The following is a 19,970-nucleotide window of genomic DNA, read 5'->3' as shown; positions in this document are numbered from 1 at the left end:
TTAACTACCTCTATTTTTTTTATTAAATATGGAAAAATCCCCACCTAACTGACTATATTAAAATCAGGTTTTAATTATTAGATATTTATAATTTGAAAAAATCAGACCACTTTAATGTACGTTTGTGCTCTTGCACCTGCACGTCGTAAGTTTTTTCTTCATCAAAATTTTTTTTCAATAATTCTTGTTTAATTTTTGAATCAAAGCTGGCATCAGTTATTTTTTCTATTATGTCATTACCTTGTTCTTCTTTAAGTATTTCAGTAATTTCATCCTGAAGTCCGAAAAGAAGATCGATAGCTTGACCGACATCAACATCATGTGACTTTAAAATTTCAACTTTTTCAAATTGCTCATCTGTTAATTCAATTTCCATTTTTACCATAATCTAACCCCATATTTTTAATAACTATTTTAATGTTTGGTAATATTCATTAAAATTATTTTCTAATTATCATACCTTCTTAGTTAAAATATACAATAATTATTTTATGAGTTTGAGAAGAATGTTTATTTTTTTAATCATGAAAATCCATGTTATAAGAATTGAAAGTAGACAGGATATAATTATTATTGGCGGATAGTAGAGGTATCCGATAATTATGAAAATGATTGTAAATATGATGTTTAAAATATAATTATTGTAATTTTTGAATGCTGTTTGTAAAAACTCGTTAGATGAATCTATTTTTTTCAGTTCGAATGTAGCTATAATAGAACATATATTGATAATCATAAAGTTTAGCCCATACAGGCATTGCGGTACAAAATCATTAAAATTCATAGCAACATAAGTTGTTAAATAAGGGACCAATGATAAAAAGAATAACGCAGATGCTATGGACCAAATTGATTTGTAATTAATCTTGTTAACGATGGCAAATAGATTATAGGTAAAGTTCCACACGTTAAAGCAAACAATAAAGCTAATGATATATGCTAGAAATTCGAGTTTTAATTCCAATAGGCTTGCTAAACTACCATTCAGGGCAGTTGGAATTTCAAGCACAATGATTGTTATAATGATGGCAATGATTGCATCAATTAGCGCTTCGAATCTTTCAGTATCCTTAATTTCTTTTCCTTGCTTTCTGTTATAGATAATGCTTAAAAGCACTGAAAATAGACTGGCTACATAGATTCCCGGAGTATATATTGTATATGACAGTACAAAACCGATTAATATAATCAGCAAAGGAATTATGAAATTGATTTTTTTAATATTCAATTCTTTCAGTTTTTCACTGGATTTATTGGCTCCGAAAAGCACAACTATCGCTAAAATATGGGAAAGGTTAGCGAAAAGTATAAGCAATCCAAAGATTGTCTCGGCAGCTAAAGAATACACATTCAATGAAAGCCATGATGCGAAATACGGAAACAGTGAAAACAGGAAAATTGCAAAACCATATGCAATCAGAGATTTGTTATTTATGTTGTCAATATGTTGGAATAGATTCTGATTGCTGAACCAGATATTGATAATTGATAAGAAAACTATGAAATATGTTACCAAGTTCAAAGAGTTTGAAAGAAAAGCTCCCCATTCAGGACCTGATGGCTGAGGAATTTTTAACACTAAAATTGTAATGACAATCGCCAGAACCGCATCATAAAAAGTTTCAAATCTATTTGTTTCCATAGTTATTTTATATGTTTTATGAGTAAATAAATTTTATTTTTTTTATATCCTAACCGAAGTAACTTTTCAATTGATATTAGCAAGCGGCAATGTAAATTGACACATATTCACAAATTATATAACTTTATCAGTTTAAAATAATATTATTTGAGTTGGAATTGTGATGATTTACAATTCTTTTTTTGAGTTTAGTTTTTAATTAAGAAGGTTATCTGGGGATTGTGATATGAAAAAGACAAAAATCATATGCAGTATAGGCCCGGCCTCTGATTCTGTTGAGGTCATGAGCGAAATGGTTTATGCGGGCATGGATTGTGCACGCATCAATCTCAGTCACGCCACACAGGAGGGCATATTGAATATAATAGATGTTGTTAGGGAAGTACGTAAACTATGCCGTGTGCCCGTATCTATTATGTATGATACTAAGGGGCCTGAGTTCAGGACCTTGAAATTTAAGGATGGAGGCGTAACTCTTCATGAAGGTGACACGATTAAGATGAGTAAGAGTTGCATACACGGCAATGAAGAGGAATTTGGAGTTAATCATAGCGATGCAATTGACTTTATAGAAGTGGGTGACACGGTCCTTATAGATAATGCCCTGCTTGAATTGGAAGTCATTGGCAAGAAAAGCGACTTTCTTGTATTGAAGGCTTTGGGCGAGGGAATGATTCAGGACAATAAAACCATTAATGTCCCAGGTGTCAATTTAAACTTGGATTTTATGAGTGAAGTGGATGAAAAGGACATTACCTTTGCAGCGCAACATGCATGTGATTATCTTGCATTATCTTTTGTAAATACTAAGGAAGATGTAATTGCGGCCCGTAAAATTATTGAGGAAGCGGGTGGAGATGCACGCATCATTTCAAAAATTGAAAATCGCACAGGCATTGATAATATAGATGATATAATTGAGGTGTCTGATGGAATTATGGTGGCTCGAGGAGATTTGGGAGTGGAAGTTCCAATGGAAGAGTTGCCGATGCTTCAAAAGAGTATTATTAAAAAATGTCGTGAAAAGGGCAAGTTTGCCATTGTCGCTACAGAAATGCTGGCGTCCATGTATGAAAATCACAGACCATCAAGAGCAGAGGTTTCAGATGTGGCCAATGCCGTATTGGACGGTACTGATTGTGTGATGCTATCTGGTGAAACCACTGTTGGAAAGTATCCAATACCTTCCGTTGCAATAATGAGTAAAATTTGTGAATATGTGGAATCAACCATTGACTATACAAAGCATTTCGCCTACAAAGGAATAATAGGCACTAGCGATACAATCGCCAAATTAGTTGTGGATGCCGTTGAATACACCGATATTAAACTAATAGTCACAACTACCATGACAGGATTCACAGCTAGCAAGATTAGTAATCTGAGACCGAATTCCATTATCATGGCTTGTTGCCCGTCTAATCATATTGCAGAGAAAGTTGTTTTGAACTTTGGTGTCAAACCAGTAGTGACTAAGATATATGAAAGCACAGACGAAATGGTTGAAAGCGCTCGTAAAATTGCTCAAAAAGAATTTAATCTGAAAAAAGGAGATCTAATAGTAGTTACTGGAGGATTTCCATTAGGTGAAGCAAGAAAAACTAATTATTTAAGAATCGTGGAAATTTAAATTGATATTCACATCTACTCTTGATACTATAGAGATTAATCACTCTTAATATGTTGATTGAAGCCATGAAATAATGAAAAAATCAATCAACTATCGATATCATTAATGTGCTGATTAATGTCACAGGTTCATGGATTGGCTAAATTATTTAAAGTGTTTTTAATTAATAATTAACCATGGAAACAAAAAAGATTAACAGATATGTATTATATTTGGTTTCATTGTTTATCATATCTTTAGGGGCGGCCATATCAATCAAAGCCAATTTAGGAACCGCTCCGTTGATTTGCATTCCATATGTTTCAAGCGTAATATCCAATTTAAGTGTTGGAACAGTTTCCTTTATTTTTAGCATTATATTAATCGCTTTGCAGGTTCTTATTTTAAGAGGGAACTTTGAAAAAAGGCAGTATCTGCAGATTGTCATGGGAACAATCTTTTCAGCATTCATAGACATTGCATTGATGCTGGTGAGCTTCTTAAATCCTCAAGATTATCTAAGTCAAATATTATTGTTATTGCTCAGTTGTGTTGTGGTTGCTTTCGGCGTTCTGCTTGAAATTCAAACGGAAGTCGTATATCTGCCACCGGATGGATTGATTGTAGCCATTTCCACTGTATTGAAAAAGGAATTTGGAAAAGTAAAGCCTTATATTGACACTTCTTTTGTAATTATTGCGGCTGTTTTGTCACTTGTCTTTTTAGGATATCTCATCGGCGTTCGTGAAGGTACAATAATATCCGCATTGATTATTGGCCCTATTGTAAGGGTGCTTAAAAAGAATTTGGATTCTTATATTGAACCTTTAATCAGTTAAGACTATTGTTTTGTCAATCATTTCGATTAGTAGTTTGTTTATCGGATTTTTGAATGATAACGGGTGTTCTTTTGGATAGCTGTCTCTAAATGGAAGCACTCTAAAGCTGGACATGCATTGGTCGGTTGATCTAAGTGCAAAATAAGCTTTATATTCTTTATCGATGATGTTAATTATTAGCCCTACATCTTCTGTAGGATTGTGCCCGGCAATTCCTTCTTCTGCATAAACCTTAAACTTTTTAACACAATCGGCGGTAATCAATGTGTACTGCATCAAGTATTCCAATTCATCTTCTTCAAGGTCATAGTCATCGTATTCGATTATTTCATCATATTCCTCATCTGGAAAGCTTAAATTGGAAGCGCAGTATCCTAAAGAGATATAAATCCCATCAAAATCAAGGGATTTTGAAATGATGTCATAATATAAATTATCCAGGGGTATTGATTTGTATCTGTCTCCCAAAATTTCGGGAACCGTATGGGTAAATCCTCCGTCTTCAATGGCAGTGCAATAGAAGTGCTTTTCTCCGAGATATCCTGCAGTAGCCGCTTTTTCGATAGTCTCTTTAATGTCGATATTATCTGCATTTTCTAATTTTTTAGCTATTTCAAGGGCTTTTGCATCGCTAATCATATCAGTTTCCTTCCAAATATTCAAATATTTCATCAATGCTTGTAGCTACCTTAAAAACTTCATCCTGTTTGTATAAAAAACCTTTTTCACCCATCTCATCAATCATTTCAAGCATTTTATCATAAAAATGCTCAATATTGAATACGATTATTTCATTGTCAATCTTTTTCAGTTTTTTTAGGGTAATGATTTCAAAAAACTCATCTAGGGTTCCGATACCGCCGGGTGATATTATGAATGCATCTGAATGTGAGATGAAGTTCCTTTTTCTTTCATCCATCGAATCCACATAGATAAATTCGCTGCAGTCTTTACACAGGGGTTCAAAATCGCTTATCCATTCGGGAGCTATTCCAATTGATTTTCCATTGCTGTCATGGACTCCTTTTGCACAGGCTCCCATCATTCCGGTATCTCCACCGCCAAAAACAAGTGTGTGGCCTTTTTGAGCCATCAAGCAACCTAAATCATAGGCTTCATCAGTATAAACATTATCAATTTCTCTGCTTCCGGATCCATATAGGCAAATGTTCATATAATCACTCTAAATATCAGGGGTTTGCTCAGCAAGACATAAATGACAGATTGCATTTGGATTGTCATCCTGATTTTCTTTAACTGGGCAGTAAAATACTCCATTTCTCTTTTCCACTTTTAATTTTCCCGGAAATTCACTTCCCACAGGATGTATTGGCTCTTCTAGAATGAATGTTGTGTACAATGAAGTAATTACATAAATCAACGGGAATTTGCCGTCATCGCTAATCTTTTCACTTTCAAAAGTCCTTTCAAGCATAGGGAAGCATTCGTCAAATTTTTCCTTATCAATGATCTTTTTGTTGTAGCTGTCGTTTTCCAACACTTCCTTCATGCGCATTATGAAGTATTTGATATAAATTTCCAAATATTTTTCACGATAACTGGCATGAATAAACTCACCGTCTTTTCGCATATGTGCGCTGGCCAACATTAAATCGTATACTGAAATTATCCTCGCATATTCTTTGAGTATATCCATCAACTCTGATGTTGTAATCTCTTTTTGAGGGGATAATTTTCTAAGGTCGATTAATATGTCTTCAGCTTCCATGATTTTATTATAATCTTTATTATTTATAAAAATTTTTTCAAACAAAAAATACTTAATAATCCAAATTTAAAATTAGTATGGGGAGTATTATGTCTGATGAATTTATTGAGATTACAAAAGAAGAGATTGAAGATATTGAAAAGGCATTGAAAGTTAATTCAGATTACAAATTAAAGGATTCCAAATTTAATATCAAGACATTTGAAAAAGGTTCTGACATTGTAATAATCCAATATGTTGCCAATGTGGAAAACGAACTCGTTTTCGCTACAAAAGAAGAAAGAGGCAAATATTACATTTCAGAAATCTTTGACCTGTTTAAGGACAATATCATAAATGGCAACGTTTCAAGGGATGTTTTCCAGTCTGTCTTCACATATTTCCATGATGTAATCGAAAACCCTGATGAAGACTTTTCTGATGAAAAGGAAGAATTGATTGGCTTTTTGCTTTTAACTGAAGAATATGATGAATCTCAACTTCAGATTGATTTGGATCCTGAAAAAATACGCCAGGAATATAGTGAAGATCATGATAGAATTTACAGTGATGATTCCCTGAATAAGGTGGAAAAAAGTCTCGCCTTAAAGGAACTGCTTCACATGTCAATCTGTCAGGTTGTAAACGACATTGATTTGTATTTCACAAGACCTTATGATTTAACTCCCGAAGAGCACGCCTTCAAAAACAAACAGGAAGAAAAGGCATTGCAGAATGAAGTTCAATTAGGATAAAGATTAAGTATTATTAGACTGATAATTATTATTAACAAAATTCTGAACTGATTATATGATTAACATTACTAAAAATGAAGAAGTTGTTCTAAGCCAAATTGAGATATTTGACGTTGAATATCCTAACGGCATTCCAGTAAATGTTTTGAGAAAGGATTTAGGGTTCCATGAATATGATTTAATTCAAATTTTAGAAGAGCTTCAAGATAAAGATCTGATTATCTTTGAAAATAATAGGGTAAGCTTATCTGAAAGCGAAAAGGAGATTAATACTGTTAACTCCCGAAAGGATATTGAAGAGCTAGAGCTAAACATGAAAGAAAAGGAATCTTATAAAATAATCCAAGAGCTTGTTGATGATAAGAATCTGATCTCTAAATATACTCTTGAAGGGCATTTGCTTTATGGCGACTTAAAACTCACCAATTTTAGAATGTATCACATTATTTTATCCCTTCAAAATAAAGGCCTTTTAAAATCCATTGAAAAAGATGATGGAGAATATTATTTGTTAGTTGGATAATATTTTTTACTTATTTTTTAATATCTGAGTATTATTATTTTACATTTTAATCATAATGTTTATATAATTTAAATTCCATAATTATATTTATTAATTTATATTGATGTGTATTTTTATGATGAGAATAAGTATGTCCTTACCAAAAAAATTATTGGCAGATTTTGATGAAGTATTAAAAGAAAGGGGATATCAATCACGTTCAAAGGGAATTCGTGATGCACTTCAAGATTACATTGTAAGGTATCAATGGATGAATTCAATGGAAGGACAAAGGATTGGTATCATAACAATTATCTACGATCACCACTACACAGGTGTAATGGAAAACCTTGCAGAAATTCAACACAGTTTCAGAAACGAAATCAACACAAGTATGCACATCCACATGACTGACAAATACTGTATGGAAATTGTAGTCGTAAATGGAGATATTGCTGAAATTCGTGATTTGACTGAAAGGATTATGAGACTCAAAGGTGTTGAACATGTAAAACTTACAAGTACTGCTAACGGAGAAGATTTTAACGAGCCTGGTCACTCACATGACCATACACACCACCATCACTAAATTCTTCTTTTTTGCATGAAATTCAAAACTACCCCCTATCATTCCGATTTATTGAAGGATACTGATAGGTTATCCGCTTTTTGGCAGGCTATTCAAGACTATGATGGAAATAATGAATTGGCTTATGATTTAGGCTGTGGAAGCGGAGTATTATCCTATTTTTTAAGTTCTTATTTTAAAGAGATTATAGCTATTGAAGTGGATAAAAAGACAAGTTTGATAGCTAAGGATAACTTATCTGATTTTGAAAATATTCAAGTTGTAAACAGCGATGTTCTTGAATACGATTTTACTGAAAAGGCAGATTTGATTGTTTGTGAAATGTTGGATACCGCTTTAATCGATGAAGAGGAAATTCCGGTTTTAAACTATGCAAAACGATTCTTGAAAGAGGACGGTAAAATCATACCTCAAGCGATAATTAACACGGCGGAGCTTGTTAATCTGGAAAGACATTACCTGCACTGGGATGAGGGAGTCAATTATGAAGTGATCTCTGAACCTGTTGTCTACTCGCAATTTGATTTTTTAGATGAAATAGCTCCTGAATTTGAAGCTGATTTATCACTAAAAGCAAATGAAGATGGTAACATTAACGGTTTGAAAATAACAACCTATACAAAACTCAACGAAAACCTAATTGTCGGGCCACTGCCGATGTTAAATCCACCATTGATAATCCCATTAGATGAAAGATTTGTAAAAGAAAATGATTTAATAAATGTTAAACTAAAATATATAATGGGAAAAGGGATTGAAAGTATTGAAACTTGTTATCTCTAGGGTGGTAAATTGTCTTTTGAAGTTGAATTAAATGATTTTTTATCTGGTTTTAAAAAATTAATCATATTAGGCGTCGGCAACGAGCTTAAAAGCGATGATGGTGTCGGACCTTTCATAATTAATAAGTTAATCGATGAAAATATTGAAAATGACAGTTTGCTTCTTATTAATGCCGAAACAGTTCCTGAAAATTTCACTGGCAAAATCAGAAAGGAAAATCCCTCTCATGTAATTATTGTAGACGCATGCTTGATGGGATCTGAGCCGGGGGAAATCAAAATTGTTGATAAGGAAGACTTTGCAAACATCGGAATTTCAACTCATTCAATGTCGTTGTCCTATTTTGTGAAATATTTGGAAAAGGATAATGACTTTAAGGTAATATTTGTTGGGATTGAGCCTGAAACAATGGATTGGGGTGCAAATCCAACGGAAATTGTCGAAAAAACGGCTTTTGAATTTATAGAAATTATAAAAGGGATTATATTATGAAAATTTTGTTTATCGGTTCAAGATTATATGATGATATTGATTGGTATGTTAGAATCAAGAACATTGAAAGTGTTTTAACTGAATCCAATGAAGAGGCAATCAATTTGGATTTGCCGGATCAGGTATTTATCGTTCCTCGTGGAATGGATGGTCCAAAGCAGGTTGCATTAATGCAGAATGTTGACGCTATTGTCCCATTGATTGGAATCGACCCTCCATTAATCGATGTGGCTTACATGAAAGAGGAAGTTGAAGCCGAATATGGCATTCCGGTAGTTGCTGCGGGAGTAAGGGCAGTAGAGCTGACATCGAATAAGATTAAAACTAAAGCCTTTTATGAAGAGATTGGCGTTGCAACTCCAAATTATCAAATTCTAAATGGTTCCGATGAATTAGAACTTGATTTTCCAGTTGTCTTAAAGCAAGGTGAAGGACAAGGCGGAAAGGACATTAAAATAGCAAAATCCATTGAAGATGTTAATGAGTATTTCGAGGAATTTGACCAGGCATTGTGTGAAGAGTTTGTTGAAGGGTCTGAGATTTCAATTGAGGTTTTAGGATTCAATGGGGAGTACGTGGCATTGCCTCCAATTTATAAGGGTGAAACCACACTGGAAGGAACACATCCATTAAATAAGGTCAAGACAGGTCCTTGCATGGTTGACGGCCTTGATAATAATTTAGTTCAGCATACTGCATATAAAGTAGCCAGCAGTTTGGCTTCCGATGGCATTTTTGAAATGGATTTCATGTATTCCGCCAAAAAAGACCAATTATATGCCATTGAAGTGAACACCCGTCCAAACGGTACAAGGTATCTGACAACAGCTACATGTGGCGTAAACTCTTTATGTGAATTGGTTAATATGGCAATTGGAGAGTTTAGCTTATCCAATATCTCAGATAAGCTGGAATATCACTACTCAACAGAAATTCCGATTGGAAATTATGAAGGGCCAACTCCAAATGAGCCTGTAAAATCATTTGAAGCCAATGACTTTATTGTGCATGGACCGGCAGGCTATCAAAGAATCACTGCAAGAGCGGACTCAAAAGAAGAGCTTGAAAAATTAGTTGAGAAATTGATATAATTCTGTGTTATAAGTTATAATTATATAGTATTACCAATAGATATCTTATTAGTTTAAAAGATTTATTGTGTGGTATGATGAATAATACAGATATGTTAATCCTTTTTTTAATAACATTATGTGCTACCATATTTTTTACATGGTATGTTAAAAGAATATTGCTTAAAGCAAGGATTGCAGATAATCCTATAGTAAGTGAACATAGACATAAGAGTGGTACTCCAACAATGGGTGGTATAGCATTCTTATTTACAATTTCTTTATTGATTGCATTATATTATCAGAATACACCAATTTTAATCGTTTCATTTATAATGCTTGCAGGAGGAATTGTAGGTTTAGTAGATGATTTAATAGGTCTTAAAGTCAAAGAAGTTCAAAAAATCGTTGTTAACACTTCAGATGAAGTTATAACGCTTGGAAGGCTGGATGTTGAACCGGGTGAGGAAGTGCGTGTAGCCACTCCAAAAGCAAAAGCTGAAGTCGATGATTTGCTTAAGGCAGGCAAGGTTGAAGTAGTTGGTGAAGTTCCAATCAAGACAGAACCTGAAGAGCTTGAAAAAATCATATGCCAAATTGTTTTGGGAGTATTTTTAGGTTTAACTGGTGTTGTTACAACAGTAGGGGGTTTTGAATTAGGCGTATTTGCTGTTCCAGTGGTTGTAATAGCTATCTTAGGATGTATTAATTCAGTAAATCTTATTGATGGCATGGACGGTCTTGCAGCAGGCATTGTTGGAATTGCGTCATTCGCTTGTTGCGTTTATGGATATCTATTCGGTCCAGCAACAATCATTCCACCATTTTTGATACTTGTCGGATTATGTTTAGGATTTTTGGTATTCAACAAACATCCCGCTTCAATATTTATGGGAGATACCGGTTCATTTGTACTTGGAACAGGTTATGCAGCTGCGGTGCTCGTATGTGACTTGCCGTACTTTGGTGTTCTTGCATTGGGAGTTCCTATCGTTTCAGTCATTGTAAGTCTGCTTCACAGAGCACACATTATCAAGTTGCCTGTAGAACCGCTGCATCACACTTTAAATCATTACGGCATGTCAGAGAGAAAAATCGTATTTAGTTATTGGGGAATTACAGTATTATTATGTGTTATAGGCATTCTTGCTAAGATGTTTATATTTTAATTCTCTATTTTTATTTTTTGAGGAGATATTATGGAACTTAGGAAATTAGTCAATACTTTAGAGGAAAAACTTGCTAGAAATGATGATGATGAAGATGTTATAGAACTTAAGGAATTAGTTCAGTATTTGGAAGGACAGCTAGTGGGAAATGATGAATATTTTTCCATTGATGGATTCACTGGCAAGTTTACATTTTTAAATGATGCCCATACTGGGGATATTATTGTAAGGGATTGGGTTGATGAGAAAGGAGTTGCAATCGCTTTTAAAAGAAATGCAGCATGTCTCATTACTAAAAACGCTAAGGGATGTGCTGTTGAAATGGCTGAAAAACTCACTTTTCCTTTAATCATTACTGATAAGATAGATATGGCTAAAGACCAGATTCTCGCTATTAGAGATAAAATGTTTGCAAGGGACATAACCAAAATTGAAAACTTGGTCAAATCTGTTGATGGAAGACTTGTCGGTAATGATGAATATTTCTCCATTGACGGTTTTACAGGAAGATTTACATTTTTAAATGATGCTCACACTGGAGATATTGTAATAAGACATTGGATTAATGGTAAAGGAATAGAGATGGCATTCGATAAGAATGTTGCCTGCGTAATTACTCAAACTCCAAAGGATTGTGCTGTTGAAATGGCTGAAAAGCTTAGTTTTCCATTGATTATCACCGACAAAATCGAGCTTGCAAATGCAGTTGCGCTCTCCAATACAGTCGATAAATACTCTCCATTTTCAACAGATATTGTAATAACAGGTACAAACGGCAAATCAACCACTTCCCATTTAATCTATCATATTTTGAATAATGCAGGATACCATGTTCTTACAAATACCGACAGTGAATCTGAATTCAATACATTGATTGATCCAATGGTTTCCAAATTGATATCCGATGAAGTTACAGCCAATGGCGAGTTGGATTATTTGGTTATTGAAGTGTCTGAAGTTCAAGGATGGCTTGGACATTTAATGAAAAACCATGCTGCATTAATGAGCGAAGCCATTAGGCCAGAAGTCGCAGTCATAACAAATATCGCAATGGATCATATTGGTCTTGTAAACTCCATAGAAGAGGTTTATGATGAGATATCTGCAGTTCCTGAAGCTATTGGAAATGGAACCTGCGTTTTAAATCATGATGATGAACTGGTAATGAAACTGGATGCTAAACATCCGTTCTACACCTCAATGTCTAAATTAGATGAGAAGAATGCCGTTTACTTCGACGATGGAAAAATAATTTATAATGGTGAAGCTATTTTAACAAGCGAAGAATTACCGTTTACTGGCAGTCACTTCATCCAAAATATCCTGTCAGCTGTTGGAGCATGTCTCTCATTAGGTTTGCAGATTAAAACCATTGTTGATGGTGTTAAAACTTATAAGGCTTTAAATAGACGTTTTGCAAAGTTAAATGATGAGCCGTTAATCTATGATGATTTTGCACACAATCCGGACGGCATCAAAGCAACAATTTCCGAAACTCTTAAGCTGCTTCCTGAAAATCAGAAATTATATGTTGCCTGCGCCATAAGGGGTTCAAGAGGTGTTGAAATTAACCAATTGAATGTCGAAGCGCTTGTCGAGTCAATGAATGATGATATTGAACTGTTCTTATCATCAAGTAAGGATGTTGTCAATGATTTGAACTTTGTCGAAGATGAAGAGAGAGAAGTGTTTTTCAACACTTTGGATGAAAACAATGTTGAATACACACATTTTGATAATCTAGAGGATTGTTTAAGGGAAGTCTATAAAAAAGCAGACAAAAAAGACATTATTTTATTATTGGGTGCTCAAGGAATGGATCCTGCTGAGTCACTATTAAAGAATATATTATAAACTTTAAATATCATTTAGTTTAATATAATAAATGTATAAATTTTATTCTTTACTAAGAATATTTTTATTAAGAGGATAAATCATGTTTATAAAGATTAGAAGAGACACATTAATAATTTTATTATTAGCATTTATTTTGATTCTTTGTGGTCGTTTAATCACATATGTCGCATTTGCTTCTTCTGATGAGATAAATAATGGAATCCCTATTTCTGGTGTAATCATTAAAGGTAATGACATTGTTCCGGTAGAAACCATTAGGGGAAATGTCATGCAGGCCGGTTTTAGGGATGGTAGTGTAATATATGGAGATATTTTAAAAACTTCCAAAAGGGAAGTTTCGCTGCAAGATGCGATTCAAACGGCACAGGAATTTGCAACACGGTCGACGGTACCTGGCACATCTGTTCAACCGATTACTGCTGCAGATGTTCAGGTAGACATTAACACCGGTGTAGTTACAGTAACAGTTATTGAAGACTTTTCGTCTGTTAAATTAGAAAATAAAACAACAAACGGTGCAGGTGGATAAATTGAGTAAATTAAAGGTATCACTTGTATTTTTTGTAATATTATTATTGACCATGAGTAGCGTAGCTGCTACTTGTAATATTGTTGTAATTACAGACCCATCTGGAAATGACCCTAACGGTGCAGCCGCTGGAAGTATGTCTTTTGCAGACAACATGTTCCAGTCAACATTTTTGCTTTCCAGAAATAATCATTTTGCTGTACTTTCCGGGGGTACTGGTAGTTCAGATACCAGGCTGGAATCCATTGTTGATGCGGTTGCAAGTCTAGAGAACAATGCTTCTGCAGCATCTGCAGCTTCATTGGCTTCTCAATTTAAGGGAGCTCGTCTTTTGGTTGGTGGTGCCAGTATCGGTGCTGCAATAGGCGGTTCTTTCAATGCTTATGTAATTACCGTTGATGATTATAGTAATGACATTAAAGTAACTCCTTACAACAGTGGTGTGGCTACCTTGCAGCCTGGTCAGAAAGGAGCTATTATTCACTTGAGGAATACTGCTGGAAATCCATTGTACGGTACTGCAGATTCCGTAAGGAAAGAGACTGCAATGAACATTGGAAAAATGATCAGGGATGGTTATCCTGCAACCACAATTCTTTCAGAAGCTATGGGAGAAGTGGCAAGAGACTCTGGTGAAAAATACGGTGGGGGTGGAGTAAACCTTGTTTCAGGTATTTCAACTTCAGACATGTTTACACCTAAGGAAATGAACGCTACAGGATATCCGATGGATGAGGAGTATTCTAAAGTTTGTGATGATTGCGGATGGGCATTAGGTTACCCTGCTGCCGAGGCATATGATAAATGTCCTGTCTGTGGAGGAAAAATCAGAACAGTTTATGCTTATGAAGCTTTAGGTGATGCATTGACTGTTAAATCTAATGCAGTAAGCGTATCTGTTTATGGAAGTGATAGGCCTGGTTTGGCTTCAACTACTAAAGAAATTGTTGAAGCATCAGTTGCAAAATATGGATATGATGCATCAGCCATTGCTGGATCTATCAACAGGGGTATTAATAACGGTCTTTTGATGGGAGTGGATCATGTTGAACCTAAAGACATTAATGTAAAACAAGGTTCTAAAGCGGTTGGTGTTTATTATAAGGCGCTTCCGGGAGATAGGTCTTCACCTGCATGGGACCTGCCAATTGATGGGAATATATTAACTATTTTAGGAAGTATTCAGACGGCTGTTGGTATTATATTAATTCTTTTAGTTGTATTTAGAAGTAGATTACTAAAATCTTTCCAAGACCGGTGATTCATCACCGTCTATTTTTTTTAATGAGGGATAATATGGCATTAATTTTAATTAGAGGGGAGAGTAATGCGAAATTACTCAATGCTATTGGTGACATGGAACGCCATGCTAATCTAAATATTATATCTCAGCCTAAAGTAGTTGATTCACATTTTGCTGATTCATTAGTTGAAGAAATCCTAAATTCAAAACTTAAAACTAAATCTACTGTTGCCACTGCATTTTTTGTAAAAGAAGATCCGACTTTAAGCATTGTTCAAATAAAAAAGATTCATCCTCCGGCACATGTGGTTGTTGTCAGTGATGAATATGATGGATATGACAGATTGGATGAATTTTTGGATGAGGCCGATGCCTTTCAAAGTTATCGTTCTCATAAGGCAAAAAATGATGGTCTAATTGATTATTCCATCAAAGGCGAAAAAAGACATATTAAAAATGAGAAATTAAATAGCTATATGAAATAGCTATTTTCTTTTAATTTTCATTATATTTCCAAGGGTGCGCTCTCCTGAGGAATTATTAATGAATTGATTTAAGTCAACATTGCTTGCTTCTTCAAGAAGTTTGATGTTCAGTGTTTTTTCTAATTTTTTGGTTAATTTTGTATCTGGAGTCATTTTTCCAGTTTCGATTCTTGTGATAACTGAAACTCTTTCATTTATTTTTTTACCTAAATCCTCACGGGACCAACCTTTTGCTTCTCTTGCTTTTCTAATTTCAACTTCAAAATCTTCGATTAGCTCTTCTGTTGGTTCATCGTTTCTTGAATAGTTTCTTGTTCGGGTTGTGCTTTGCTTTTTACCCTTTGGTTGTTGCCTAAACTTTGGTTTAGGAGGTGCTTTTTGTATTGTTCCTAGTTTTGAACACTCTTTACATACAACCATAACTGATCCTTCGATTTTTGCTCTTATTGGATTATTTTCTGGTACTGGTTTACCACAAATTTCGCATTCCATATTAATCAGTTTCCTTAATTCTTTAATTATATATATTACCTATAACCTATTAAATATTTGTTAGTATGTACTAAAATGAATACCTTTAAATAGTTTAAAGTTACAAATTGTTATTAAAGTAACATGCTTATGAAAATTTATTCGCTAACTGGAGATGATTCACATGGATGATTTCGATGATTTGGAAAATTCTTCAAAAGAGGAATTAATCGAAAAAGTTGAAATTTTACAGGAAGAGATTAATTATTTAAGAGAAGAAAAATCCAAAGCTAAAAGTAACTTAATGTGGAAAGTTAGGAAATTAGAGAAAGATAAAGTCTTAATAGAGAATGAGAAAATAAGACTTGAAAGAGAAACTAAATCATTACGTTCCGAAGTGGACAGATTTAGGTCTCCACCTTTAGTGTTAGCTACTATTACTGAAGTTTTAGATGATAATAGAATGACCGTTAAAAGTAGTACAGGACCTAGTTTTCTTGTTAATTACTCAAAATTCTTAGATGAAAAATTATTGGTACCCGGTTCAAGGGTCGCATTAAATCAACAGACCTTCGGTATTGTTGAAGTATTGCCATCAGAAAAAGACGCTAATGTTTCCGGAATGGAAATCGAAACCAAACCGGATATAACCTATGACCAAATCGGTGGGCTTGAAGAGCAAATCAGGGAAGTTAAAGAAACTGTCGAATTGCCTTTGACTGAACCTGAACTGTTTGAAAAGGTAGGTATCGAACCGCCTAAGGGCATATTGTTATACGGTCCTCCTGGAACAGGTAAGACCTTGCTTGCAAAGGCTGTGGCCAATGAAACAAATGCTACATTCATTAAAATCGTAGCATCTGAATTCGTTAAAAAGTACATCGGTGAAGGTGCAAGGCTTGTTCGTGAAGTGTTCGAGCTTGCAAAGGAAAAGGCACCTGCAATCATATTCATTGATGAGCTTGATGCAGTTGCAGCTAAAAGGCTTAAAAGTTCAACCAGTGGTGACAGGGAAGTCCAAAGGACTTTAATGCAGCTTTTGGCGGAACTTGACGGATTCGAATCAAGAGGCGACATTGGAATTATCGGCGCAACCAACAGGCCGGATATCTTGGATCCTGCACTATTGCGTCCTGGTCGTTTTGACAGATTCATTGAAGTTCCTCTTCCTAATGTTGACGGAAGACGCGAAATTCTTAAAATCCACACCAAGAACATGTCCTTAGATGATGAAGTGAGCATCGATTCACTTGCAGATATAACAGATGAGTTGTCCGGTGCTGACTTGAAGGCAGTATGTACTGAAGCTGGTATGTTTGCAATTCGTGAAAAACGTGACAAGATTACTGTAGCGGACTTCATGGATGCTATCGATAAGGTAATGAGCAAAACCAAAGAGGATGAATTGTTCAAAACAGAAGCCGGTGTAATGTTCGGTTAATCTTATAGTATAAATAAGCCTGTGATGAACCCTATGAGCTCTGATTTGTGATGAATGATGGGCGAGCTGAGGCTTATTTCTTTAATCTTTTTTTGTAAAACTTTATTTAAAAGTAAATTCTAATAGTTAATTATGTTGTTTAATAAAAATGATAGTAAAGCTAATGAAAGAATTCTTTATAAAACCAAGCCGAATATGCTTTTGGGATGTAAAAAAGCTATTTATGGTGTGATTTTATTAGTTATTGCTTTTATTGTTTCACCAACTGCAATCAAATTCGTCGGTGAGATGCAAGTTTATCTAATCTCTCAAATTAAACTTCCTTTGACTAGATATGCTGCTATAGCTTTCTTTGTAGTCATTCTTATTATTATATTATATATTATCTGGCAGCTCATTAGTTGGTATTCAATTGAATATACATTAACTGATTCAAGAATTATGATAAAGTCAGGAGTATTATCAACTAAAAAGACTTACATGCCTTATGCAACCATTCAGGACGTAAATACTTCTCAAAACATATTTGAAAGATTGTTTAATGTAGGTTCTGTTTCTGTTTTCAGTGCATACGACAACAATGAGATGGAATTGAGAAACATTTCAAACCCTTCAGAAGTTGAGGAGATCATCTTTTCAAAAATTGTTGGCCCTAGAAGTTTCCAGCCACAACCGGGATATATCGACCAACGCCAACCGCAAGGCAGGGCTTATTTGGATGATGGAGAGTATCTGGGCAGAAACGAATTTTATGATGAATTTGAACCTATCACTCCTATAACTCATGAAAGAAACGTTTCTCCAAGAAGAGAGTATGAATATTATCCTGAAGATTTCAATGTTCAGGACAGTCGTCCAAGCTATGATTATGAACCCTATAACGATAAATTCAGCAACAGGTTTGAAGATGAAAACGCTTACTCTGAAGATAGTCATTATAATAGAATAAGCGATGAGTATTCTTATAGTGGTGATGATTATTATGAGGATATTGGGTCTCAAAACCAGTATCGCGAAGAGGGTAAAGATTTATCAAAAAATAGTTCAGCCAATGTAGAGGAATCTAGTGAACATGTCATAAAAAGACATTTTGATAAATTCAGAAAATGATTTTTTTGATTTTTCAGGTGAATTTAATGGAATTGTTATGCATTCAATCACAGGAACATCCGCAGCTACCCCTTGCAGAGTTAAGGGCTGTAATGGAATGTGAAGATATTAATGCAGATATTGAGATAATAACTGAAGGTTTAGTCATTTTGAAAAATATTTCAGAAGATGACTTATGTCCATATTATGAAATTCTAACTAAAAGATTGGGTTATACCCATGAAATTCATGAAATTATTAAAAAGACTGATGTAGATAACTTTGATGAAGATATCTCATCAATCGATTGGCAGGATTATATTGATGAAAGCTTTGCCGTTCGCGTCAAAAGATTTAAAAGTGAAATAGACACTGTCGGGACTGAAAGAAAAGCGGGATCATTAATTCTTGGCAATTGTGAAGGGATTAAGGTTAATCTAACAAAACCAAAATCTTTGGTTCGCATCGTTGCATTTGAAAATGATTTTTTTGTAGCTATTGAAAGGATAAAACTAAACAAAAAACATTTTGAAGATAGTAAACCTCATAAGAGACCTTTCTTTTATCCGGGATCAATGAATCCGAAGCTGGCAAGATGCATGGTAAACCTGTCAAGGGTTAAGGAAGGCCAATTGGTGCTTGATCCTTTCTGCGGAACTGGAGGGATTTTAATTGAAGCGGGATTGATTGGCTGTAAGGTTGTAGGTTCAGACATCTACTGGAAAATGAAAAATGGAACCTCAATTAATCTGGATTACTATGGAATCACTGATTATAGAACATTCAATCTTGATGTTCGTGAACTTAAAATGTATGAAAAAGTAGCTAGTGTAGTTACAGACCCTCCTTATGGCATATCCACATCAACTGGGGATATTGAGGGTGAAGACATATTCAGAGAATTTTTTAAAGCAATATACGACAATATGCTTGACGATGCTTATTTATGCATGGCAAGCCCACATTATGTTGATTTGCAACCAATGGCTGATGAAGTAGGCTTTGAAATCATAGAGCAATACGGAATTAAAATGCATAGAAGTTTGACAAGAATAATTTCCGTAATTCGTAAAAAGTTAGATTAATATAGTTACCTTTATATACTAGTTATTTAATTTTCTTTTTAAAAAGCAATAAAACTTCCTTGTTTTGTTTTATTTAATTATTTTCGTTAATTTTTTTTATTATTCGATTTTTACAAATCTTATTCAAAATATTTTTTGAATAAATATTAAAATCATTATTTTTATAAAATAAGTTTATTATGATGTTATTTATTTATAAAATAGAATTTAAATTAATATTTCTATTTTTTAATATTATTTGCAATATTTTTTAATTGATTTTGTTAATAAAATTTGTCTGTCTATAAGATGTGCTATGTGTTTTATGGCGATGACCTAAGTATCATTGTATATTACAATTTTTACTATGATGGTTGCTTTTCCGCATGTAGCTATACATTTGTGAGTACTTGAATTCTCTCAAGTATGATGTTGGTTTTGTAGATGTGGTGAATTAGTACAATATAATTTGTTACAAATTTAGTGTATACTCGTCTATGTTTTTAGCGTACTTCATAATATTCATTGACTTATTATGATCTGCTATGTGTTCAATTCTGTTTGATCCTGGCAGATGCTACTGCTATTGGGATTCGATTAAGCCATGCAAGTCGAACGAGTTTAGGCTCGTGG

General features: G+C 34.2%; 22 protein-coding genes and 1 rRNA gene. 17 read left to right on the top strand and 6 right to left on the bottom strand.

Features of this window, described 5'->3' with window-relative positions; all coding sequences use genetic code 11:
* Positions 1 to 85: 85 nt before the first annotated feature.
* Positions 86 to 385 (bottom strand): hypothetical protein, encoded by a 300-nt coding sequence (locus ACJROP_RS06560; protein WP_406534680.1) that lies wholly within the window; start codon positions 383 to 385, stop codon positions 86 to 88.
* A 99-nt stretch (positions 386 to 484) separates the two neighbouring features.
* The gene (locus ACJROP_RS06555; RefSeq protein ID WP_406534679.1) at positions 485 to 1,642 is read right to left on the bottom strand and encodes a TMEM175 family protein; all 1,158 of its coding nucleotides are present in this window, start codon (positions 1,640 to 1,642) and stop codon (positions 485 to 487) included.
* A gap of 226 nt (positions 1,643 to 1,868) precedes the next feature.
* Here ACJROP_RS06555 and pyk point away from each other — a divergent pair, with 226 nt between their 5' ends.
* Together pyk and ACJROP_RS06545 are read left to right on the top strand one after the other, a co-directional pair.
* Positions 1,869 to 3,272, top strand: coding sequence for a pyruvate kinase (gene pyk, locus ACJROP_RS06550; RefSeq protein WP_406534678.1), 1,404 nt, complete (start codon positions 1,869 to 1,871; stop codon positions 3,270 to 3,272).
* Positions 3,273 to 3,448: 176 nt separating this feature from the next.
* A complete protein-coding gene (locus tag ACJROP_RS06545) occupies positions 3,449 to 4,090 on the top strand; it encodes a YitT family protein (RefSeq protein ID WP_406534677.1) in 642 nt (213 codons plus the stop codon).
* Here ACJROP_RS06545 and ACJROP_RS06540 read toward each other — a convergent pair.
* Genes ACJROP_RS06540 through ACJROP_RS06530 form a run of 3 tightly spaced genes read right to left on the bottom strand, consistent with a single transcriptional unit; the run spans position 4,079 to position 5,819 of the window.
* Positions 4,079 to 4,729: a hypothetical protein gene (locus ACJROP_RS06540; RefSeq protein WP_406534676.1), complete on the bottom strand. Its 651-nt coding sequence runs from the start codon at positions 4,727 to 4,729 to the stop codon at positions 4,079 to 4,081. The two genes, ACJROP_RS06545 and ACJROP_RS06540, sit on opposite strands and share 12 nt — an antisense overlap.
* Position 4,730: 1 nt before the next feature.
* The gene (locus tag ACJROP_RS06535; RefSeq protein ID WP_406534675.1) at positions 4,731 to 5,264 is read right to left on the bottom strand and encodes a TIGR00730 family Rossman fold protein; all 534 of its coding nucleotides are present in this window, start codon (positions 5,262 to 5,264) and stop codon (positions 4,731 to 4,733) included.
* A 9-nt stretch (positions 5,265 to 5,273) separates the two neighbouring features.
* The gene (locus ACJROP_RS06530) at positions 5,274 to 5,819 is read right to left on the bottom strand and encodes a DUF2115 domain-containing protein (protein WP_406534674.1); all 546 of its coding nucleotides are present in this window, start codon (positions 5,817 to 5,819) and stop codon (positions 5,274 to 5,276) included.
* A gap of 89 nt (positions 5,820 to 5,908) precedes the next feature.
* Here ACJROP_RS06530 and ACJROP_RS06525 point away from each other — a divergent pair, with 89 nt between their 5' ends.
* From ACJROP_RS06525 to ACJROP_RS06475, 11 genes are all read left to right on the top strand, one after another.
* The gene (locus ACJROP_RS06525) at positions 5,909 to 6,553 is read left to right on the top strand and encodes a hypothetical protein (protein ID WP_406534673.1); all 645 of its coding nucleotides are present in this window, start codon (positions 5,909 to 5,911) and stop codon (positions 6,551 to 6,553) included.
* A 55-nt stretch (positions 6,554 to 6,608) separates the two neighbouring features.
* A complete protein-coding gene (locus ACJROP_RS06520) occupies positions 6,609 to 7,076 on the top strand; it encodes a hypothetical protein (RefSeq protein WP_406534672.1) in 468 nt (155 codons plus the stop codon).
* A 115-nt stretch (positions 7,077 to 7,191) separates the two neighbouring features.
* Complete coding sequence (gene nikR, locus ACJROP_RS06515; RefSeq protein ID WP_296881833.1) at positions 7,192 to 7,644, top strand: nickel-responsive transcriptional regulator NikR; 453 nt, start codon at positions 7,192 to 7,194, stop codon at positions 7,642 to 7,644.
* 15 nt (positions 7,645 to 7,659) lie between these two features.
* Entirely contained in the window at positions 7,660 to 8,427 is a 768-nt protein-coding gene (locus tag ACJROP_RS06510) for a methyltransferase domain-containing protein (protein WP_406534671.1), read from the top strand.
* A gap of 9 nt (positions 8,428 to 8,436) precedes the next feature.
* On the top strand, positions 8,437 to 8,919 hold the full coding sequence (gene hycI / locus ACJROP_RS06505; protein ID WP_406534670.1) for a hydrogenase maturation peptidase HycI: 483 nt from the start codon (positions 8,437 to 8,439) through the stop codon (positions 8,917 to 8,919).
* Positions 8,916 to 10,010, top strand: coding sequence for an acetyl-CoA carboxylase biotin carboxylase subunit family protein (locus tag ACJROP_RS06500; RefSeq protein WP_406534669.1), 1,095 nt, complete (start codon positions 8,916 to 8,918; stop codon positions 10,008 to 10,010). The genes hycI and ACJROP_RS06500 overlap by 4 nt, the downstream gene beginning before the upstream one ends.
* A 65-nt stretch (positions 10,011 to 10,075) precedes the next feature.
* Complete coding sequence (locus ACJROP_RS06495; RefSeq protein WP_406534668.1) at positions 10,076 to 11,158, top strand: glycosyltransferase family 4 protein; 1,083 nt, start codon at positions 10,076 to 10,078, stop codon at positions 11,156 to 11,158.
* 405 nt (positions 11,159 to 11,563) lie between these two features.
* Positions 11,564 to 13,012, top strand: a complete 1,449-nt coding sequence (locus ACJROP_RS06490) for a Mur ligase family protein (RefSeq protein WP_406534691.1) — start codon at positions 11,564 to 11,566, stop codon at positions 13,010 to 13,012.
* A gap of 82 nt (positions 13,013 to 13,094) precedes the next feature.
* Positions 13,095 to 13,544, top strand: a complete 450-nt coding sequence (locus tag ACJROP_RS06485) for a hypothetical protein (protein WP_406534667.1) — start codon at positions 13,095 to 13,097, stop codon at positions 13,542 to 13,544.
* 52 nt (positions 13,545 to 13,596) lie between these two features.
* Positions 13,597 to 14,805, top strand: a complete 1,209-nt coding sequence (locus tag ACJROP_RS06480) for a hypothetical protein (RefSeq protein ID WP_406534690.1) — start codon at positions 13,597 to 13,599, stop codon at positions 14,803 to 14,805.
* 35 nt (positions 14,806 to 14,840) lie between these two features.
* Complete coding sequence (locus ACJROP_RS06475) at positions 14,841 to 15,272, top strand: DUF356 domain-containing protein (protein ID WP_406534666.1); 432 nt, start codon at positions 14,841 to 14,843, stop codon at positions 15,270 to 15,272.
* On the opposite strand, the gene ACJROP_RS06470 is transcribed toward ACJROP_RS06475, so the two are convergent.
* Complete coding sequence (locus tag ACJROP_RS06470) at positions 15,273 to 15,764, bottom strand: multiprotein bridging factor aMBF1 (protein WP_406534665.1); 492 nt, start codon at positions 15,762 to 15,764, stop codon at positions 15,273 to 15,275.
* Between the two features lie 163 nt (positions 15,765 to 15,927).
* On the opposite strand from ACJROP_RS06470, the gene ACJROP_RS06465 reads away from it, so the two are divergent.
* From ACJROP_RS06465 to ACJROP_RS06450, 4 genes are all read left to right on the top strand, one after another.
* A complete protein-coding gene (locus ACJROP_RS06465; protein ID WP_406534664.1) occupies positions 15,928 to 17,184 on the top strand; it encodes a proteasome-activating nucleotidase in 1,257 nt (418 codons plus the stop codon).
* Positions 17,185 to 17,316: 132 nt separating this feature from the next.
* Entirely contained in the window at positions 17,317 to 18,294 is a 978-nt protein-coding gene (locus ACJROP_RS06460; protein WP_406534663.1) for a PH domain-containing protein, read from the top strand.
* A 26-nt stretch (positions 18,295 to 18,320) separates the two neighbouring features.
* Positions 18,321 to 19,358, top strand: coding sequence for a TIGR01177 family methyltransferase (locus tag ACJROP_RS06455; RefSeq protein ID WP_406534662.1), 1,038 nt, complete (start codon positions 18,321 to 18,323; stop codon positions 19,356 to 19,358).
* Between the two features lie 533 nt (positions 19,359 to 19,891).
* Positions 19,892 to 19,970, top strand: a 16S ribosomal RNA gene (locus tag ACJROP_RS06450); the annotation flags it as partial.

The organism is Methanobrevibacter sp. (assembly GCF_045220775.1).
In the GTDB taxonomy this organism is placed as follows: Archaea; Methanobacteriota; Methanobacteria; order Methanobacteriales; family Methanobacteriaceae; genus Methanocatella.
The sequence above is the reverse complement of the archived record's forward strand: the minus strand, read 5'-3'. Positions and strand labels throughout refer to the sequence as shown.

What these genes read in the sequence shown, in the direction of transcription:
- pyk (WP_406534678.1), top strand. Translation starts at nt 1,869, where the DNA reads ATGAAAAAGACAAAAATCATATGCAGTATAGGCCCGGCCTCTGATTCT.
- ACJROP_RS06480 (WP_406534690.1), top strand. Translation starts at nt 13,597, where the DNA reads ATGAGTAGCGTAGCTGCTACTTGTAATATTGTTGTAATTACAGACCCA.
- ACJROP_RS06555 (WP_406534679.1), bottom strand. Translation starts at nt 1,642, where the DNA reads ATGGAAACAAATAGATTTGAAACTTTTTATGATGCGGTTCTGGCGATT.
- nikR (WP_296881833.1), top strand. Translation starts at nt 7,192, where the DNA reads ATGATGAGAATAAGTATGTCCTTACCAAAAAAATTATTGGCAGATTTT.
- ACJROP_RS06560 (WP_406534680.1), bottom strand. Translation starts at nt 385, where the DNA reads ATGGTAAAAATGGAAATTGAATTAACAGATGAGCAATTTGAAAAAGTT.
- ACJROP_RS06470 (WP_406534665.1), bottom strand. Translation starts at nt 15,764, where the DNA reads ATGGAATGCGAAATTTGTGGTAAACCAGTACCAGAAAATAATCCAATA.
- ACJROP_RS06520 (WP_406534672.1), top strand. Translation starts at nt 6,609, where the DNA reads ATGATTAACATTACTAAAAATGAAGAAGTTGTTCTAAGCCAAATTGAG.
- ACJROP_RS06490 (WP_406534691.1), top strand. Translation starts at nt 11,564, where the DNA reads ATGTTTGCAAGGGACATAACCAAAATTGAAAACTTGGTCAAATCTGTT.
- ACJROP_RS06465 (WP_406534664.1), top strand. Translation starts at nt 15,928, where the DNA reads ATGGATGATTTCGATGATTTGGAAAATTCTTCAAAAGAGGAATTAATC.
- ACJROP_RS06475 (WP_406534666.1), top strand. Translation starts at nt 14,841, where the DNA reads ATGGCATTAATTTTAATTAGAGGGGAGAGTAATGCGAAATTACTCAAT.
- ACJROP_RS06485 (WP_406534667.1), top strand. Translation starts at nt 13,095, where the DNA reads ATGTTTATAAAGATTAGAAGAGACACATTAATAATTTTATTATTAGCA.
- ACJROP_RS06500 (WP_406534669.1), top strand. Translation starts at nt 8,916, where the DNA reads ATGAAAATTTTGTTTATCGGTTCAAGATTATATGATGATATTGATTGG.
- ACJROP_RS06530 (WP_406534674.1), bottom strand. Translation starts at nt 5,819, where the DNA reads ATGGAAGCTGAAGACATATTAATCGACCTTAGAAAATTATCCCCTCAA.
- ACJROP_RS06545 (WP_406534677.1), top strand. Translation starts at nt 3,449, where the DNA reads ATGGAAACAAAAAAGATTAACAGATATGTATTATATTTGGTTTCATTG.
- ACJROP_RS06540 (WP_406534676.1), bottom strand. Translation starts at nt 4,729, where the DNA reads ATGATTAGCGATGCAAAAGCCCTTGAAATAGCTAAAAAATTAGAAAAT.
- ACJROP_RS06510 (WP_406534671.1), top strand. Translation starts at nt 7,660, where the DNA reads ATGAAATTCAAAACTACCCCCTATCATTCCGATTTATTGAAGGATACT.
- ACJROP_RS06455 (WP_406534662.1), top strand. Translation starts at nt 18,321, where the DNA reads ATGGAATTGTTATGCATTCAATCACAGGAACATCCGCAGCTACCCCTT.
- ACJROP_RS06460 (WP_406534663.1), top strand. Translation starts at nt 17,317, where the DNA reads ATGTTGTTTAATAAAAATGATAGTAAAGCTAATGAAAGAATTCTTTAT.
- ACJROP_RS06535 (WP_406534675.1), bottom strand. Translation starts at nt 5,264, where the DNA reads ATGAACATTTGCCTATATGGATCCGGAAGCAGAGAAATTGATAATGTT.
- ACJROP_RS06525 (WP_406534673.1), top strand. Translation starts at nt 5,909, where the DNA reads ATGTCTGATGAATTTATTGAGATTACAAAAGAAGAGATTGAAGATATT.